This window comes from Variovorax sp. GW458-11-26-14-LB1 (assembly GCF_059423965.1).
The window spans coordinates 17,280-33,297 of sequence record NZ_JBWKYW010000036.1 but is presented as its reverse complement, the minus strand read 5'-3'; the positions used below and the strand labels follow the sequence as shown (position 1 = coordinate 33,297).

At 70.2% G+C, this 16,018-nt stretch carries 18 protein-coding genes; 11 read left to right on the top strand and 7 right to left on the bottom strand.

Features of this window, described 5'->3' with window-relative positions:
* Positions 1 to 21: 21 nt before the first annotated feature.
* The 4 genes from AC07YS_RS21755 to AC07YS_RS21740 all read right to left on the bottom strand — a co-directional run bounded on the left by AC07YS_RS21755 (position 22) and on the right by AC07YS_RS21740 (position 3,395).
* Complete coding sequence (locus AC07YS_RS21755) at positions 22 to 1,551, bottom strand: TolC family outer membrane protein (protein WP_062469804.1); 1,530 nt, start codon at positions 1,549 to 1,551, stop codon at positions 22 to 24.
* Between the two features lie 24 nt (positions 1,552 to 1,575).
* Positions 1,576 to 1,929, bottom strand: coding sequence for a rhodanese-like domain-containing protein (locus tag AC07YS_RS21750; RefSeq protein WP_495269062.1), 354 nt, complete (start codon positions 1,927 to 1,929; stop codon positions 1,576 to 1,578).
* A 16-nt stretch (positions 1,930 to 1,945) separates the two neighbouring features.
* Positions 1,946 to 2,623, bottom strand: coding sequence for a protein-L-isoaspartate O-methyltransferase family protein (locus AC07YS_RS21745; RefSeq protein ID WP_062469799.1), 678 nt, complete (start codon positions 2,621 to 2,623; stop codon positions 1,946 to 1,948).
* 94 nt (positions 2,624 to 2,717) lie between these two features.
* Positions 2,718 to 3,395 carry a TetR/AcrR family transcriptional regulator gene (locus tag AC07YS_RS21740; RefSeq protein ID WP_487848212.1) on the bottom strand — a complete coding sequence of 226 codons (678 nt, stop codon included), beginning with the start codon at positions 3,393 to 3,395 and terminating at the stop codon, positions 2,718 to 2,720.
* 103 nt (positions 3,396 to 3,498) lie between these two features.
* On the opposite strand from AC07YS_RS21740, the gene msrA reads away from it, so the two are divergent.
* The 6 genes from msrA (at position 3,499) to AC07YS_RS21710 (ending at position 9,374) form a co-directional block, all read left to right on the top strand.
* Complete coding sequence (gene msrA, locus AC07YS_RS21735) at positions 3,499 to 4,050, top strand: peptide-methionine (S)-S-oxide reductase MsrA (RefSeq protein ID WP_492699282.1); 552 nt, start codon at positions 3,499 to 3,501, stop codon at positions 4,048 to 4,050.
* 20 nt (positions 4,051 to 4,070) lie between these two features.
* Positions 4,071 to 4,469: a hypothetical protein gene (locus AC07YS_RS21730; RefSeq protein ID WP_493193605.1), complete on the top strand. Its 399-nt coding sequence runs from the start codon at positions 4,071 to 4,073 to the stop codon at positions 4,467 to 4,469.
* 83 nt (positions 4,470 to 4,552) lie between these two features.
* Positions 4,553 to 6,649, top strand: a complete 2,097-nt coding sequence (locus AC07YS_RS21725) for a TonB-dependent receptor (RefSeq protein ID WP_495269061.1) — start codon at positions 4,553 to 4,555, stop codon at positions 6,647 to 6,649.
* 43 nt (positions 6,650 to 6,692) lie between these two features.
* Positions 6,693 to 7,643 carry an AEC family transporter gene (locus tag AC07YS_RS21720; RefSeq protein ID WP_495269060.1) on the top strand — a complete coding sequence of 317 codons (951 nt, stop codon included), beginning with the start codon at positions 6,693 to 6,695 and terminating at the stop codon, positions 7,641 to 7,643.
* A 133-nt stretch (positions 7,644 to 7,776) separates the two neighbouring features.
* Complete coding sequence (locus tag AC07YS_RS21715) at positions 7,777 to 8,160, top strand: hypothetical protein (protein ID WP_369646245.1); 384 nt, start codon at positions 7,777 to 7,779, stop codon at positions 8,158 to 8,160.
* Entirely contained in the window at positions 8,160 to 9,374 is a 1,215-nt protein-coding gene (locus AC07YS_RS21710; RefSeq protein WP_495269059.1) for an OmpA family protein, read from the top strand. The genes AC07YS_RS21715 and AC07YS_RS21710 overlap by 1 nt, the downstream gene beginning before the upstream one ends.
* A gap of 7 nt (positions 9,375 to 9,381) precedes the next feature.
* On the opposite strand, the gene pdxH is transcribed toward AC07YS_RS21710, so the two are convergent.
* Entirely contained in the window at positions 9,382 to 10,038 is a 657-nt protein-coding gene (gene pdxH / locus AC07YS_RS21705) for a pyridoxamine 5'-phosphate oxidase (protein WP_369629666.1), read from the bottom strand.
* Positions 10,039 to 10,067: 29 nt separating this feature from the next.
* On the opposite strand from pdxH, the gene AC07YS_RS21700 reads away from it, so the two are divergent.
* Positions 10,068 to 10,637 (top strand): nucleotidyltransferase family protein, encoded by a 570-nt coding sequence (locus AC07YS_RS21700; RefSeq protein ID WP_495269058.1) that lies wholly within the window; start codon positions 10,068 to 10,070, stop codon positions 10,635 to 10,637.
* A 17-nt stretch (positions 10,638 to 10,654) separates the two neighbouring features.
* Here AC07YS_RS21700 and AC07YS_RS21695 read toward each other — a convergent pair whose 3' ends face one another.
* Positions 10,655 to 11,194 (bottom strand): superoxide dismutase family protein, encoded by a 540-nt coding sequence (locus AC07YS_RS21695; RefSeq protein ID WP_070062467.1) that lies wholly within the window; start codon positions 11,192 to 11,194, stop codon positions 10,655 to 10,657.
* Positions 11,191 to 11,886 carry a gamma-glutamylcyclotransferase gene (locus tag AC07YS_RS21690; protein ID WP_447746317.1) on the bottom strand — a complete coding sequence of 232 codons (696 nt, stop codon included), beginning with the start codon at positions 11,884 to 11,886 and terminating at the stop codon, positions 11,191 to 11,193. Before AC07YS_RS21690 ends, AC07YS_RS21695 begins: the two co-directional genes overlap by 4 nt.
* Before the next feature lie 135 nt (positions 11,887 to 12,021).
* Between AC07YS_RS21690 and AC07YS_RS21685 the strand changes: the two genes are divergently transcribed.
* The 4 genes from AC07YS_RS21685 (at position 12,022) to AC07YS_RS21670 (ending at position 16,011) form a co-directional block, all read left to right on the top strand.
* On the top strand, positions 12,022 to 12,573 hold the full coding sequence (locus AC07YS_RS21685; protein WP_495269057.1) for an OmpA family protein: 552 nt from the start codon (positions 12,022 to 12,024) through the stop codon (positions 12,571 to 12,573).
* A 200-nt stretch (positions 12,574 to 12,773) separates the two neighbouring features.
* A complete protein-coding gene (gene edd / locus AC07YS_RS21680; RefSeq protein WP_139702881.1) occupies positions 12,774 to 14,603 on the top strand; it encodes a phosphogluconate dehydratase in 1,830 nt (609 codons plus the stop codon).
* A 41-nt stretch (positions 14,604 to 14,644) separates the two neighbouring features.
* Positions 14,645 to 15,280 (top strand): bifunctional 4-hydroxy-2-oxoglutarate aldolase/2-dehydro-3-deoxy-phosphogluconate aldolase, encoded by a 636-nt coding sequence (gene eda, locus AC07YS_RS21675; protein ID WP_095949017.1) that lies wholly within the window; start codon positions 14,645 to 14,647, stop codon positions 15,278 to 15,280.
* Positions 15,281 to 15,282: 2 nt separating this feature from the next.
* Entirely contained in the window at positions 15,283 to 16,011 is a 729-nt protein-coding gene (locus tag AC07YS_RS21670; RefSeq protein ID WP_495269056.1) for a haloacid dehalogenase type II, read from the top strand.
* Positions 16,012 to 16,018 lie beyond the last annotated feature (7 nt).

Genomic DNA, 16,018 nt, shown 5'->3' with positions numbered 1-16,018 from the left:
GTTGGGTGACCCGTTGCCGGGTCAGCGCACCGGCGGGTTCAGGATCACCGGCGGCGGCGGTGCCGATGGCATCGTCGGCGCGGGCGGGTTGAACGGCTGCACCGGCACCGGCGGCACCACCGGAATGGCCGGCGGCGTCACGGGCACCACGGGTGCGCCCGTCGTCGCGGCAGGCACTGCAGGCGTGCTGCCATTGCGTGCCAGCGTCGCGTTGATCGCGTTCATGTCGTCGGTGGTCAGCGTGCCGTTGGCCTGGCGCAGCTTCAGGTTGCCCAGCAGCACGTTGTAGCGCGCCTGCGCGAGGTCGCGCTTGGTTTGGAACAGCTGGCTCTGCGAGTTGAGCACGTCGATGTTGATGCGCACGCCCACCTGGTAACCCAGCTTGTTGGCGTCGAGTGCGCTCTGGCTGGAGGATTCGGCCGCTTCGAGCGCCTTCACCTGGCCGGCGCCCGACACCAGCCCGAGGTAGGCCGCGCGCGTGGCCTGCGCCACGCTGCGGCGCGTGCCCTCGAGCACGCTGCGCGACTGGTCTTCGAGGGCCAGCGTTTCCTTGATGCGGTTCTCGGTGGCAAAGCCTGCGAACAGCGGCAGGTTGAACGTGACGCCGACCGTGGCGGCGTTGACGCGCGTGCCCACGGTGCTGGTGCTGGTGCCGGTCGGGTTGCGCGTGACGTTGTAGCCCAGGTTGGCGTCCAGCGTGGGCTTGTGGCCGGCCTGCGCCTTCTGCACCTCGAGCCCGGCCACGTCCAGGCCCAGGCGAGCCTGGCGGATCGCCGGATGCACCTCGTCGGCCTGCGCCACCCAGGCGTTGATGTCGGCGGGCTGCGCGGTCGGCAGCACGACCGGCGCGGCGAGCGGCACGGGCACGCTGCCCGGGCGGCCGACCAGCTGGTCGAGCACCACCTTCTTGACCTGCAGGTCGTTCTCGGCGGCGATCTCCTGCGCAATCACGAGGTCGTAGCGGGCCTGGGCCTCGCGCGAGTCGGTGATGGTGGAGGTGCCGACCTCGAAGTTGCGCTTGGCCGAGGCCAGCTGCTCGGCCACGGCCACCTTCTGCGCGCGCACCAGGGCCAGGCTGTCCTGGCTGGCGAGCACGTCGAAGTAGGCCTGGCTCACGCGCACGATCAGGTCCTGCTCGGCGATGGTGAGCACCGCCTGCGCCACCTCGGCCTGGCGCTTGCCCTGCTCGTAGGTGGCCCAGTTGGCGGGGCGGTACAGCGGCTGCGTGGCGTTGATGCCGACGTTCTGCGTGGTGAAGTCGCGCGAGGCGCTGCTGCCGCGGCCGGTGCCGGTCAGGGTGTCGATGTCCAGGTTGCTGCGGTTCACGCCCGCGGTGAGCCCGACGGCCGGCAGGATGCCGGCCTTGGCCTGCGCGGCGCGCGCCAGGTTGGCCTCGTACTGGGCCCGCGCGCCCTGGTAGGTGGCGTCGAAGCCGCGCGCGGAATCGTAGAGTTCGTTCAGTGTCTGGCCCTGGGCCGGCAGTGCGAGCAGGCTCGCAATGGCGCTTGCGAGGGCTGCGGAAAGTGGCAGAAGCCGGGGCCTGGGAGGCATTGAACGTCCTTGGGAGGGAAAGAATCAGTAGCGCGGCACGTTCGGGTCGTGCTGCGCGGACCAGGCGTCGATGCCCCCCGCCACGTTGGCGAGCGAGTCAAAGCCGTTCTGGTGCAGAAAAGCGGCCACGCGCTGGCTGCGGGCGCCGTGGTGGCACAGGCAGGCGATGCGCAGCGCGGGCTGTCCGTCGCCGGCGGCGAGTTCGGCCAGCCGGCCGGGGATCTCGTTCATCGGGATCGCGACCAGCGTGAAGCCCTGCGGCGCGACGCTCGCCGTCTGCAGCTCCCAGGGCTCGCGCACGTCGAGCAGCACGGGGGCGGCGTCGGCGTCCTGTGCGAACCAGGCGGCCAGGTCGGCGGGGCGGACTTGATCGATCATTCGGTGGGCCGCTCGATCAGAACGCGAAGCGCGAGGGCTCGGGGAAGTTCAGCAGGCGCGGCGCCACGGTGTCCCAGGGCTGGATCGTCTCCCACTTGCTTTCGCTGGTGCGGGTCACGAAATGGGCGCGCATCATGGGCTCGTCGCCGACGATGGCCGACAGGCGGCCGCCGACCTTGAGCGAACCGAGCAGGTTCTGCGGAATGCGTGCGACCGAGCCGCTGAGCACGATCACGTCGAAGCTCGGGCCGCTGGCCAGGGGCACGGCGCCGTCGGCGTGGCGCACTTCGACGTTCGTCACGCCGTTGCTGCGCAGCGTCTCGGCGGCGCGGGCGGCCAGCACGGGGTTGATCTCGAGCGACAGCACCTGGGCGGCGCGGGCGCCGAGCAGGGCGGCCATGAAGCCGGAGCCGGTGCCGATCTCGAGCACCGATTCGTGCTTCTGGATGTGCAGGTCCTGCAGGGTGCGGGCCTCGACCTTGGGCGACAGCATGAATTCGCCGGGCACTGAGCCGTCGAGCAGCGGCAGTTCCATGTCGAAGAAGGACAGCGTGCGGTGCGCGTCGGGCACGTAGTCTTCACGGTGAATCTCGGCCAGCAGCTCGAGGATGTCCGACTCCAGCACGTCCCAGGGACGGATCTGCTGTTCGATCATGTTGAAGCGCAAGCGCTCGAGGGTGGGCGTGGGGTTCATGGCGTGGCTTTCCTTGAAGGCTCTGGACGGGACAAACCTTCAATTTTAGGTCGCGTCGATGACGCCACCGCGCCAGTCGGCCATCCGATGGCCGTCATGCGGGGCTCCCGGGGCGCACGCACAGGCCGTGAAGCACGGTTTCGCACTGGGTGGCGATGAATTTTTCGGGGTCGAGCGTGCTCACGCCGTCGACGCAGACCATGGCCGAATGCTTCCAGAGCATGAGGAACACCATGGGGGCGACCACCGAATAGATGGCGTGGTCGATGTCCATTTGCACGAACTCGCCGCGGTCGATGCCCCGCTGCAGGATGCGGCGCAGCAGTTCGTGGCCCGGGCGCACCACCTGCTCGCGGTAGAACTCCGCCAACTCGGGAAAATTGCCGCCTTCGCTCATCATCAGCTTGGTCAGGCCCGAGGCCTTGGTCAGGCCGACGCGCTCCCACCAGACGTTCATGCAGTAGCGCAGCATCTCGGCCGTCGTGCCCTCGAAAGCCTCGAATTCGGCGTTCCACTCTGTGAAACGGCCGCCGAGGTTTTCGATCACCACGGCCTTGAACAGCTCTTCCTTGCTCGGAAAGTAAAGAAAGAGGGTGCCCTTGGACACGCCGGCGCGGGCCGCCACTTCTTCCGAGCGGGTGGCGGCAAAGCCCTTTTCGACGAACAGGTCGAGCGCCGCCGCCAGCAGTTCGCCCGGACGCGCCTCCTTGCGCCGCTCGCGCTTGGAAGGCAGCGGGCAGAACTTGTCGACGAGGGAGCGGGGGGAGGCCATGGTGTTAATGACTGACGGGTTAGTAATGTAGTGACCGGCATCCGGCCCGTCAAGCCGCGACAATACCGGTCCCCGCTTTTTCCAACCCACCCGGAGCCGCGCCATGTCTTCCTCACCGTCGCCCACCGAAACCATCGTGCTCGGCGGAGGCTGCTTCTGGTGCACCGAGGCGGTGTTCGACCGGGTGCAGGGCGTGCTGGACGTCGAATCGGGCTACAGCAACGGCCAGACCCTGAATCCGAGCTACGAGCAGATCTGCACCGGCCGCACCGGCCATGCCGAGGTCGTGAAGCTCGAATTCGACCCGGCGCAGATCAGCCTGCGCGAACTGCTCGAGATCTTCTTCGTGGTGCACGACCCCACCACCCTCAACCGCCAGGGCAACGACGTCGGCACGCAGTACCGCAGCGGCATCTACACCACGAGCGACGCCCAGAAAGAAGTGGCCGAGTCCGTCATCCGCGAGATCGAGGCCAGCAAGACCTACAGCTCGCCCGTGGTGACCGAAGTGGCACCGCTGGCCAACTACTCGACGGCCGAGGCCTACCACCAGGACTACTTCCTGAACCACCCGAACCAGGGCTACTGCGCGTTCGTGGTCGGCCCGAAGGTCGAGAAGTTCCAGAAGACCTTCGCCTCGCGCGTCAAGGCCTGAGCCTCTTTTTTTCACGCCCCGTGTCCGCCACCCTGCGCCAGACCCCGAACCGCACGACGCGCGCCACCCGCGCGCTCGTCGTCGCGCTGGCGTTCGCGCTCTGGTTCGCCGGCACGATGGGGCTCATGCACCGTTCGTTGCACGTGCCGGGCCTGCCCGCCGCTGCGGCGGCGAAGGTGCAGGCACAGGCCGCGCACCGGCACGACACCGGCCACACGCTGGCCAGCCTCTTCGGCGTGCACGACGACGCCGACTGCCGCCTGTACGACCAGTTGGCGCACGGCACGGGCGTGCCCGGCGTGCCGCTGGTGGTGCTGCCGATGCTGCTGCCGGCGGCCACGTTTGCTTATCTGCAGGGCGAAGCCATCGCCCGCTGGGTCGCGCTCTTCGACGCGCGCGGCCCGCCGTCCACTCGCTGAATCCCCCGTGTTCCGGTTGCCGCACCCCTTCGGGCGGGTGAGGGCGGCCGGTCGTTCCCCGATTCAACGAGTGTTCTTTCTTCATGACCCCCCAATTCCGTCGCAACGCCATCGGCGCTGCCGTTCTTTCGCTCGCCTCGGTGGCGAGCCTGGCCCAGACCGCCGACACCGCCGCCGCCCCAGCCGCTGACCCCTCCAGCCTGCGCGAGGTCACCGTCACCGGCAACCCGCTGGGCGCGAGCGACCTGATCGCGCCGACCACCTCGCTGTCGGGCGATCAGCTGCTGCTGCGCTCCGAATCGACGCTGGGCGAAACGCTGAACAACCTGCCCGGCGTGAGCAGCAGCTACTTCGGCCCCAACGCCAGCCGCCCCAGCATCCGCGGGCAGGACGGCGACCGCATCCGCATCCTGCAGAACGGCGGCGGCGCGCCCGACGCCTCGGCGCTGAGCTACGACCACGCGGTGCCCGTCGATGCGCTGGTGACCGAGCGCATCGAGGTGCTGCGCGGCCCCTCGGCGCTGCAGTACGGCGGCAGCGCCGTGGGCGGCGTGGTCAACGTGATCGACAACCGCATCCCGACCGAGCCCATCAACGGCTTCGGCGGCCGTGCCGAGCTGGGCTACGCCAGCGGCAACAAGGAAAAGAGCGGCGGCGTGCTGCTCGAAGGCGGCAACGACCGCTTCGCCCTGCACGTCGACGCCTTCAACCGCGATTCGAAGGACGTGGCGGTGCCGGTCGACCTCGAATGCAGCAAGCCCGGGCGCCTGTCGCTCGCGCGCCGCATCTGCAACTCGCAGAACGAGGCGCACGGCGGCGCGGTCGGCGGCACGCTGTTCTTCAGCCAGGGCTGGATCGGCGCCTCGGCCAGCACGTACCGCAGCAACTACGGCACCGTGGCCGAGGACGACGTGACCATCGGCATGAAGTCCGACCGCTACGCGCTGGAAGGCGAATGGCGCCCGGGCGGCTTCATCCGCAGCATCCACGCGAAGGTGAGCCGCACCGACTACCGCCACACCGAGTTCGAGGGCCGCGAGGCCGGCACCACTTTCTCGAACCTGAGCAACGACCTGCGCATCGAGGCGCGGCACGAGAAGATCGGCAACCTCGAAGGCCTGGTCGGTTTCAGCCGCGAGACCAACCGCTTCGCCGCCGACGGCTCGGAGGCCTTCGCGCCGCACAGCCGCACGCGCTCCAACGCGCTGTTCCTGCACGAAGAGCTCGGCACCTCGTGGGGCCGCCTGAGCTTCGGCGCGCGCACCGAGAAGGTCACGGTGCGCTCGCTGGGCTACCCCGACGACCTGTCGGTGACGCGCTTCGCCATCGGCGAGCGCACCTTCAACCCGCACAGCGCGGCGTTCGGCGCGCTGGTCAACCTCACGCCCCAGTGGCAGCTGACCTCGAACCTGGCCTACACCGAGCGCGCACCGAAGGACTACGAACTGCTCGCCAACGGCCCGCACGTGGCCACGGCGGCCTGGGAAGTGGGCGACCCGAACCTGGGCAAGGAAAAGTCCACCGGCTTCGACCTGGGCGCGCAGTGGAAGTCGGGCCCGAACACGGCCCGCGTGAACGCGTACGTCACGCGCTTTCGCAACTACATCGGGCTGACCGCGTCGGGCCGCACGCTCGACGAGGAAGGGCAGGTCGTCACCGACCCCGAAGCGACCGACACGCTGGCCGAGTACCGCTACGGCGGCATGCGCGCGCGCTTCACCGGCATCGAGGCCAACGGCAACCTGCGGCTGCTGGGCGCCGACGGCTTCGCGCGCATGGCCGACGCGGGCACGCTCGACCTCGAGTGGCGCGGCGATATCGTGCGCGCCAAGAACCTCGACACCGGCGAGCCGCTGCCGCGCATCGCACCGCTGCGCCTGGGCGCCACGCTGGCCTACGGCAACGGGCCGTGGACCGCGCGCGTCGGCTTCGACTACAACGCGGCGCAGCGCCGAGTGCCGAGCGTGGGCGCGCGCGAGACGGACGCGTACACGCTGTGGAACGCGTCCATCAGCTACCGCATGAAGGTACAGCGCGCCAACCTCACCTGGTATGCGCGCATGGACAACATCGGGAACACGCTGGCCTACACGCCGACCTCGATCCTGACGACCACGGTGTTCCCGAAGGCGCCGCTGCCGGGGCGTTCGCTGAAGGTGGGTTTGCGCGTCACGTTCTGAGGCTGCGGCCTTGCGCGCGACGGGCGCGCGCTATCCTCGCCGGGTGAATTCGTTCGTCATTTCTTCCCTGCTGCCCGTCGTTCTCCTCATTGCCGCCGGCTACCTCGCCGGACGGCGCCGGTGGATCGGCGGCAATGCGGTGAAAGACCTGTCGAACCTCATCTTCCTGCTGCTCGCGCCCGCGCTGCTGTTCCGCGCCATGAGCACGGTGCATGTGCAGCAGCTGAGCCTGAAGCCCGTGGCGGCGTACTTCATCGCCTCGGGCCTGCTGTTCGCGGCCACGCTCGCGTGGCGCGGCTTCAACCGCACGGGCGCGGTGCTCGCGCTGGCCAACACCTACAGCAACACCGTGATGATCGGCATCGCGCTGATCGGCCTGGCCTACGGCGAGCCCGGCATGGTGGTGCTGCTCACGCTGATCTCGCTGCATTCGCTCGTGCTCATGACCAGCGCCACCGTCGTGCTCGAACTGGCCGTGGCGCGCGAGCACGCGGCGGTGAGCGGCGCCGACCGGCGCTCCATGGTGCGCACCGTGGGGCGCGCGCTGCGCAACGCCATCATCCATCCGGTGCCGCTGCCCATCATCGCGGGCCTGCTGTTCGCGCAGACGGGCCTCGTGATGCCCGAGGTGATCGACAAGCCGATCCAGCTGCTGGGCCAGGCCTTCGGGCCGGTCGCGCTGGTGATGGTGGGCATCACGCTCGCGCTCACGCCCATCGGGCGCCACTGGCGCGGCGCGCTGGCGCAGGCGCTGGTGAAGAACCTCGTGCACCCGCTGCTGGTGGCGCTCATCGGCTGGCTGCTGGGCGTGCGCGGCATTCCGCTCACCGTGATGGTGGTGGCGGCGGCGCTGCCCATCGGCGCCAACGTGTTCCTGTTCTCGCAGCGCTACCGCAGCGCCGAAGACCTGGTCACGGCCAGCGTCGCCGTGTCGACCGTGCTGGCGCTGGGCACGCTCACCCTGGTGATGACCTGGGTGCAGTGGTTGCCCTGACGGCCCCCATTTCTTCCGCGCCTTTCGCGAACTTTTGCCCGACTGAACGACAGCGGTAGCCCTATGCCGTTTGGCAGGGGTGGCCGTTTGGTGGGCTGGCGAGCGGCGTTCGCGCCCCTACATTTGCCGGCTGATGACGATCTACCCGGCGCGTGTTTCGCCCCTTGCCCTTGCAGTGACGGCGGTGGTCGCGACGGTGATCGCGCTGCACGGCGCACGCGCGCATGCGGCAGGTGAGGCCAAGCCGTGCCGCACGCCCTGCCTGGCCGTTCCCGTGCCGGCCGAGGCACCGCCGGCCAGGGACGCGGAGCCCAAGCCCGCCGTCGTGCGGCCGGCGCCGAAGCCGCGCCCGCAGATCACCGCCACCGCAGCGCCGGCCCCGGCGCCCGAGGTGCATCGCGAACCCGCCGAGCGGCGCCCCGCGCCTTCGAAACGCTGCAGCGAGATCAACATGCGCGCCGCCGTGGGCGAGCCGCTGTCGGACCAGGACATGACCATTTTGAGGAGCCAGTGCTGATGACCACGACCACCACGAACACCGCCGTCCCCCGAGCCTTGTGGCGCGTGCTGGCGCTGTGCACTGCCGCGCTGCTGGCCACCGCCTGCGCGCACCGCCCCGCGCCCAGCAGCGCCATGCCCTTCGACCAGGCCGTCACCCAGGCGGTCGACGACCTCATGGTGCAGACCCAGAAGCTGCCGGCCTTCCTGGCCAAGGTGGAGTCGACGCTGACGCAGCGGCGCATCGTGATCGACCCGTTGCTCGAAGGCGCCAGCGGCCAGCAGACCGAGGTGACGCGCGTGGCCGAGCAGCGCATCGTGCAGCGCATGCAGGCGCAGTTCAAGCAGTTCACCGTGACGCCGTTCAACGCCAACGAGATCGGCAACGCGCAGTACGTGCTCAACGGCACGCTGGTGCGCGACAAGGACGCCTCGGGCGCGCCGTACCGGCTGAACCTCGCCATGACCGAGATCAAGAGCGGCATGGTGATCGCGCAGTCGGTGGCGCGCATCAGCGATGCCTCGCTCGACACGCGGCCCACCGCCTTCTTCCGCGACAGCCCCGTGAACGGCAAGGACCGCGGCGTGGAGGGCTACATCCGCACCGCCGAGACGCCGGCCGGGCAGGCCGCCGACGCGCTGTACCTGGAGCGCCTGCCGACCGCCACGGTGCTGCAGGAGGCCACCGCCGCCTACGAGGCCGGCCGCATGAGCGAGGCCCTGAGCCGCTACGAGGCCGCGTCGAAGCGCGCCGACGGCCAGCAGCTGCGCATCTACAGCGGGCTGTACCTCACGCAGTCGCAGCTGGGCCGCACGGCCGACGCCGAGCGCACCTTCGGCACGCTGGCGCGGCTGGGGCTCGAGAGCAACAACCTGAGCGTCAAGTTCCTGTTCAAGCCGGGCTCGACCGACTTCCTGGCCGACCCGAAGATCAGCGCGGCCTACCCGATGTGGCTGCGCCAGATCGCGCGGCAGGCGGCGCAGATCGAGTCGTGCGTGGTGGTCACGGGCCACACGAGCCGCACGGGCTCGGAGGCGGTCAACGAGCGGCTGTCGCTGCAGCGCGCGACCAGCGTCAAGGCGCGGCTGGTGGGCGAGGCGCCGCCGCTGTCGAAGAAGCTGCGCGAAGCCGGCATGGGCTTTCGCGAGAACATCGTCGGCACGGGCGCCGACGATGCGAGCGACGCGCTGGACCGGCGCGTCGAATTCAAGGTGGCCGGTTGCGAGGCCTGAGCCAGGCTCAGGGCGCGAGGCGTTCGCGCACCCAGTCGGCGCCTTCGAGCCGGTAGCGCAGCCGGTCGTGCAGCCGGCTCTTGCGGCCCTGCCAGAACTCCCAGCGGTCGGGCACGAGACGGAAGCCGCCCCAGTGCGGCGGACGCGGCGGCGAGAGCAGGTGCTTGGCGGCGTACACGGCGGCGTTCTTCACCAGCACGTCGCGCCCGCTGATCACTTCGCTCTGCGGACTGGCCCAGGCGCCGATGCGTGAATCGAGCGGGCGGCTGGCGTAGTAGGCGTCGCTCTCCTCGGCACTGACGCGTTCCACGCGGCCTTCGATGCGCACCACGCGCTCCAGTTCGACCCAGTGGAACTGCAGCGAGGCATACGGGTTGCCCGACAGCTCGCGGCCCTTGCGGCTGTCGTAGTTGGTGTACCAGACGATGCCGCGCGCGTCGTAGCCCTTGATGAGCACGATGCGGCTGGACGGCCGCAGGTCGCTGCCCACGGTGCACAGCGTCATCGCATTGGGCTCGGGGATGTGCGCGTCGACAGCCTCGGTGAGCCAGCGCTCGAACTGCTGGAGCGGGTCGGGGGCGCTGCGGGTCTCGTCGAGCTCGGCGCGCTCGTAGCTCTTGCGCAGCGCGGCCAGCGCGTCCTTGGAAAGAGGAGAAGAAGTCATGCCGGGATTGTTGCGCACATACTCGGCCCATGACGACGACAGAGGCGAACTCCCCGACCGTGATCGTGCTGGCCTCGGGCCGTGGCGAGCGTTTCATCGCGGCCGGCGGCACGGGTTCCAAGCTGAAGGCGCTGCTCGCAGGCCGGCCGGTGCTCGAGCGCACGCTCGACGCGGTGCGCGCGAGCGGCCTGCCGTGGCACCTGGAAGACGCGGGGCACCCCGGCATGGGCGATTCGATTGCCGCCGCGGTGCGCGCCACGCCCCACGCGGCGGGCTGGCTGATCCTGCCGGGCGACCTGCCGCTGGTGCAGGCCGCGACGCTGCGGGCGGTGGCCGCCGCGCTCGGCGGGCGGGTGAATGCCGTGCAGCCGGAGTACCGGGGCGAGCGCGGGCATCCGGTGGGCTTTGCGGCGGGCTGCGGGGCGCAGCTGGCGGCGCTGGAGGGGAACCTGGGCGCATCGTCCGTCCTGCGGGCGATGCGTGCGATCGATGCGGTCATCGATCTGGCCGTGGACGATGCCGGCGTCGTGACCGACATCGATACGCCCGAGGCCCTGGCGCGGGCCGAGGCGCTCTGGCAGGCGCGCGCGGGCGCCTGACCACTCACACTTTTTGCTTAGTTCGTGGCAACGACCGCGCAGAGCACGCGCGGGCCGGAGTTGCCGGCGGGCTGCGTCGTGAAGTCGTCGCGGTCGCGGTGCACCACGAGCGCGCGGCCGCGCACGTTGTTGGCGGCGCCGTCGGTCAGCGAGATCGCGTGGTTCTCGACGCTGAAGCGCGCCACGCCGCTGGCATCGGCCACGAGGCTGGGCAGCTCGCCGGCATGGCTGCCGGGCGCGGAGAACTTGCCGTGCGTGCCGCCGGCCGGGTTGAAGTGGCCGCCCGAGGCGTTGCCGTTGTTGCCGCAGTCGCCCTTTTCATGGATGTGGAAACCGTGCTCGCTGCCCGGCGCCAGGCCGCGCACCTCGCCGGACACGCGCACGCCGTGGTCGAGTGCGGTGAGCGTCACCGAGCCGCGCGCGGGGTTGGGCGTGACGGCGGCGGTCGGCGTCAGCTCGACCGTGGTGCTCGGCTTGCCGCCCATGCTGCCGCAGGCGGCGAGCACGGCAGTGGCGAGGAGGGCGGTGCCAGTGGCGAGGAGACGGCGATGGATCATTGGTTTTCCTTATTGATGAACGGGGTGGAGGGTTGAGAGGACGCGGTGTCCGAAGACCCCGCAACGTATACCGGAGCCGGGGCTGTCCCGCAATCGGCGGGTGTCTGAAATGGCGGCTCGGCGGCCAGCGCCACCAGCCGGGCCAGCGCCGCGTCGTGGATCGCATGGCGCTGCAGCTCGAGCAGGGTCTGGCGCGCGTAGTCGAGCGAGCTGCCGTAGCGGCCCACGGCATTCGCGAAGATGTGGCGGTAGCGCTCGTCGCTGAGCTCGCCCGTGAAGTTCGGGCTGCGCCGCGACAGCGTGAAGGCCAGCGCGCGCACCGACCCTTCGGCGGTGCCGCATTGCAGCCACTTGGGGTCGTACACGCCGGTCGGCATCTCGCGCAGCCAGAGGCGCTTGAGCGTCTCCAGGCCCTCGGCCTTCGGCACGCGGAACACCACGCCCCGGCAGCTGCCGCCCGAGAGCAGCCCGAACACCAGGCCCGGCGTCTGCACGCTGCCGCGGTTGACGCGGCTCCACATCTTGAGCGCGCGGTGCCAGCCGTGCACCGAGGCCGCGCGCCGTTCCGCAAAGCCGAACTCGGGCCGCCAGATCAGCGAGCCGTAGCCGAACAGCCAGAGATCGTCGCGTCCGCCCCAGTCGGCGATCGCGCGTTCCAGCATCGGCTGCGGGTCGCGCAACGGACGGGGCATGGGGTCGAGCCCCGGCGGACCGGGGTCCGGCGCGACGGCTGACACGGGGGTGTCGGGGGTGGCGCCTACAATTTCGTGATCATGGTTCACCGCACCATTATTTACCGACCCCTTTCCTACGGAGACCGCGCTTCCATGAACAACGACGACAGCCAGCAGAATTTCGCCCTCGGCTTCCTGGTGGCATTGATCGCGCTCGTGATCATGTTCGTGATCGGCGTCGCCTTCTGGCACAAGGGCCTGGGCGCGACGGCCGCGCAGGCCAAGCCCGCTGTCGCGGCTTCGGCGGCAGCGGCGCCGGGCGGCGCGGTGCAGGTGACCGAAGTCACCGAGACCGTCACCGTGGTGATCCCCGACGGCGCCAGCATCCGCGTGGTCGGCGGCGTGGTGAACTTTTACTTCGCGACCGGCAGCGCCGACCTCGCACCGGGCGCCGCCGAGGCGCTGGCCTTGGTCATCAAGGGCGTCGAGGGTGGCCGCAAGGCGGTGGTCTCGGGCTTCCACGACGCCACCGGCGATGCCGCCGTGAACGAGGAACTGGCCAAGAAGCGCGCCCAGATGGTGCGCGAGGTGCTGGCAGGCCTGGGCGTGCCGGCCGAGAAGATCGACCTGCAAAAGCCCGCCGTCACCGCCGGATCGGGCAACAACGCCGAGGCGCGCCGCGTCGAGGTCCGGCTGGTCGACTGAGCGATCCGGCCTTTTGCATCCCCCAAGGAAAAACCCGGCATGGCCGGGTTTTTTTGTGCCTGCACGCGACCGGGTGCATGCCTGAGTAATTTCGTATCGTTCTGCGGCCGGATTTCATCGGGGCGTCGCGCTCGAATTGGTACGATGGGCCTCCAGGCCCACAGTCGCGCCGGCGACACGCAGCAAGAGCCAACTTCCCCATGAGCAGCACACACCCCACCGTCCGCGACGTCACCGATCGCATCCGCGCGCGCAGCCGCGACACGCGCAGCACCTACCTCACGCGCCTGGCCGAGATCCGCGCCCGCGACCGCGGCTCCGACCGCATGGGCTGCGCCAACGTGGCGCACGCCGTGGCCGGCATCCCGGCCAACGACAAGTTCAAGGTGGTGGCCGAGCGCGCGCCCAACCTGGGCATCGTCACCGCCTACAACGACATGCTCTCGGCCCACGCGCCGTACCAGGGCTACCCGGACATCATCAAGCACGAGGCCCGCCGCCACGGCGCCACCGCGCAGGTCGCCGGCGGCGTGCCTGCCATGTGCGACGGCGTCACGCAGGGCACGCCCGGCATGGAGCTGAGCCTGTTCAGCCGCGACCTGATCGCCATGAGCACCGCTGTCGCGCTCACGCACGACATGTTCGACGGTGCGCTGATGCTCGGCGTGTGCGACAAGATCGTGCCGGGCCTGCTTATCGGCGCGCTGCACTTCGGCCACCTGCCCACCGTGTTCGTGCCCGCCGGGCCGATGCCCTCGGGCCTGTCGAACACCGCCAAGTCGAAGGTGCGCGAGCAGGCGGCGCAGGGCCTCGTGGGCCGCCAGGGCCTGCTGGAGGCCGAGATGGCCGCCTATCACACGGTCGGCACCTGCACCTTCTACGGCACCGCCAACAGCAACCAGATGCTGCTGGAGGCCATGGGCCTGCACGTGCCCGGCACGGCTTTCATCCAGCCCGGCGACGCCATGCGCGAGACGCTCACGCGCGAGGCGGTGCGCTCGGTGCTCGGCAAGGCCAGCGACACGGCCTTCAACTGCCCGCCCATCGGCGAGATGGTCGACGAGCGCTGCATCGTCAACGCCATGGTCGCGCTGCTGGCCACGGGCGGCTCCACCAACCACCTGATCCACTGGGTGGCCGTGGCGCGCGCCGCGGGCATCCTCATCGACTGGGACGACTTCTCCCAGCTGTCCGACGTGGTGCCGCTGCTCACGCGCGTGTACCCCAACGGCAGCGCCGACGTGAACGAGTTCCAGGCCTGCGGCGGCCCGGGCTTCGTGATCGGCGAGCTGGTCGAAGCCGGCCTGATGCACGCCGACGTGCTCACGGTGCGCGCCGGCGGCATCCGCGAATTCGCCAACATCCCGTCGCTGGCCGGCGAGAACACGCTGCAATGGACGCCCGCTGCGCCGCTGCAGAAAGAAGCCGTCACGCGCCCGGTGGCCAGCCCCTTCAGCGCCACCGGCGGCCTCAAGCTGCTCAGCGGCAACCTGGGGCGCAGCGTGATCAAGGTGTCGTCGGTGCCCGACGACCGCCACGTCATCGAAGCGCCTGCGCGTGTGTTCGACTCGCAGGCCGCGCTGCAAAAAGCGTTCACGGCCGGCGAGCTGGAGCGCGACGTGGTCTGCGTGGTGCGCTGGCAGGGCCCGCAGGCCAACGGCATGCCCGAGCTGCACAAGCTCACGCCGCCGCTGTCGGTGCTGCAGGGCAAGGGCTTCCGCGTGGCGCTGGTCACCGACGGCCGCATGAGCGGCGCCTCGGGCAAGATTCCCGCGGCCATCCACGTGTCGCCCGAAGCCGCTGCCGGCGGCCCGCTGGCCAAGGTGCGCGACGGCGACCTGATCCGCCTCGACGCCGTAGCGGGTACGCTCGCCGTGTTGCTGCCCGAAGACGAATGGGCCGCGCGCGAGACCGCGACGCTGTCCGACGCGCAACGCATCGCGGACGGGCACGGCCTGGGCCGCGAACTGTTCGCCGGCATGCGCCGCAACGCCCTGACCGCCGAAGAGGGCGCCTGCACCTGGATGTGACGGGGCCCACGCGGGCCGCAAGAAATTTTTGGAGCCATGAGATGACAGACAGACTCACCCCCCTCGATGTGATGCGCGACGCACCCGTCATTCCGGTCATCGTGCTGAACGACGTGAAGCACGCCGTGCCCCTGGCGCGCGCGCTGGTCGCTGGCGGCATCCGCATGCTCGAAGTCACGTTGCGCACGCCGCAGGCGTTGCAGTGCATCGAGGCCATCGCCAAGGAAGTGCCTGAAGCCGTCGCCGGCGCCGGCACCATCCGCAGCGCGGCCGACGCACAGGCCTCGGCGCTGGCCGGCGCGAAGTTCGGCGTGAGCCCGGGCTACACGCGCGCGGTCGGCAAGGCCTGCCACGACCTCGGCCTGCCGCTGCTGCCCGGCGTGGCCACCGGCAGCGAGATCATGACGGCGCAGGAAGACGGCTACACCCAGCTGAAGTTCTTCCCCGCGCTGCAGGCCGGCGGCCTGCCGATGCTCAAGGCCTGGCAGGGCCCGTTCGGCGACGTCACCTTCTGCCCCACGGGCGGCATCCATGCGGGCAACGCGGCCGAGTTCCTCGCGCTGTCGAACGTGGCCTGCGTGGGCGGTTCGTGGATCGTGCCGACCGACGCCATCCGCGACGGCGACTGGACCCGCATCGAGCAGCTGGCGCGCGCCGCGAGCCAGCTGCCCCGCTGAGCATGTCGGCCGATTTCGACGCGGGCGACCTCAAGGTCATCGCGTTCGACGTCTTCGGCACTGTGGTCGACTGGCACAGCGGCATCGCGGCCGAGGTCGAGCGCGTGCTGCCCGGCGTGGACGGCGCGGCCTTTGCGCTGGCCTGGCGCGCCGGCTACCAGCCCGCCATGAAGGCCGTGATGGAACGCATCGCGGCGGGCGAGGGCGGCTTCACGCTGCTCGATGAGCTGCACATGAGCATGCTCGAGCAGGTGCTGCACGACTTCAGCCTGGCCGACCACCTCGACAGCGCCGCCAAGCGCGACCTGAGCCGCGCCTGGCACCGCCTGCCGGCCTGGCCCGATGCGGTCGAGGGGCTCACGCGGCTGAAGAAGAGGTTCACCATCTGCACGCTCTCCAACGGCAACATCGGCCTGCTCACCGAGATGGCCAAGCGCGCCGGCCTGCCCTGGGACTGCGTGCTGTCGGCCGAAGTGTTCAAGGCCTACAAGCCCGACCCGCGCACCTACCTCGGCGTGGCGGGCGTGTTCGATGCGACGCCCGGGCAGGTCATGCTCGCCGCGGCGCACCACGACGACCTGGCGGCCGCGCGCGTGTGCGGCCTGAAGACGGCGTACATCGAGCGGCCCCACGAGTTCGGCCGCAAGCAGCCGAAGGACGTGTCGCCGCAGCCGGACAACAACCTGCATGTGCGCGACATCGTCGCGCTGGCCGACCGGCTGGGCTGCTGACCGCGCT

Bases quoted from the DNA above. Each gene is read 5' to 3' on its own strand.
- AC07YS_RS21755 (WP_062469804.1), bottom strand. From the start codon at position 1,551: ATGCCTCCCAGGCCCCGGCTTCTGCCACTTTCCGCAGCCCTCGCAAGC.
- AC07YS_RS21750 (WP_495269062.1), bottom strand. From the start codon at position 1,929: ATGATCGATCAAGTCCGCCCCGCCGACCTGGCCGCCTGGTTCGCACAG.
- AC07YS_RS21745 (WP_062469799.1), bottom strand. From the start codon at position 2,623: ATGAACCCCACGCCCACCCTCGAGCGCTTGCGCTTCAACATGATCGAA.
- AC07YS_RS21740 (WP_487848212.1), bottom strand. From the start codon at position 3,395: ATGGCCTCCCCCCGCTCCCTCGTCGACAAGTTCTGCCCGCTGCCTTCC.
- msrA (WP_492699282.1), top strand. From the start codon at position 3,499: ATGTCTTCCTCACCGTCGCCCACCGAAACCATCGTGCTCGGCGGAGGC.
- AC07YS_RS21725 (WP_495269061.1), top strand. From the start codon at position 4,553: ATGACCCCCCAATTCCGTCGCAACGCCATCGGCGCTGCCGTTCTTTCG.
- AC07YS_RS21715 (WP_369646245.1), top strand. From the start codon at position 7,777: ATGACGATCTACCCGGCGCGTGTTTCGCCCCTTGCCCTTGCAGTGACG.
- AC07YS_RS21710 (WP_495269059.1), top strand. From the start codon at position 8,160: ATGACCACGACCACCACGAACACCGCCGTCCCCCGAGCCTTGTGGCGC.
- pdxH (WP_369629666.1), bottom strand. From the start codon at position 10,038: ATGACTTCTTCTCCTCTTTCCAAGGACGCGCTGGCCGCGCTGCGCAAG.
- AC07YS_RS21700 (WP_495269058.1), top strand. From the start codon at position 10,068: ATGACGACGACAGAGGCGAACTCCCCGACCGTGATCGTGCTGGCCTCG.
- AC07YS_RS21695 (WP_070062467.1), bottom strand. From the start codon at position 11,194: ATGATCCATCGCCGTCTCCTCGCCACTGGCACCGCCCTCCTCGCCACT.
- AC07YS_RS21690 (WP_447746317.1), bottom strand. From the start codon at position 11,886: ATGCCCCGTCCGTTGCGCGACCCGCAGCCGATGCTGGAACGCGCGATC.
- AC07YS_RS21685 (WP_495269057.1), top strand. From the start codon at position 12,022: ATGAACAACGACGACAGCCAGCAGAATTTCGCCCTCGGCTTCCTGGTG.
- edd (WP_139702881.1), top strand. From the start codon at position 12,774: ATGAGCAGCACACACCCCACCGTCCGCGACGTCACCGATCGCATCCGC.
- eda (WP_095949017.1), top strand. From the start codon at position 14,645: ATGACAGACAGACTCACCCCCCTCGATGTGATGCGCGACGCACCCGTC.
- AC07YS_RS21670 (WP_495269056.1), top strand. From the start codon at position 15,283: ATGTCGGCCGATTTCGACGCGGGCGACCTCAAGGTCATCGCGTTCGAC.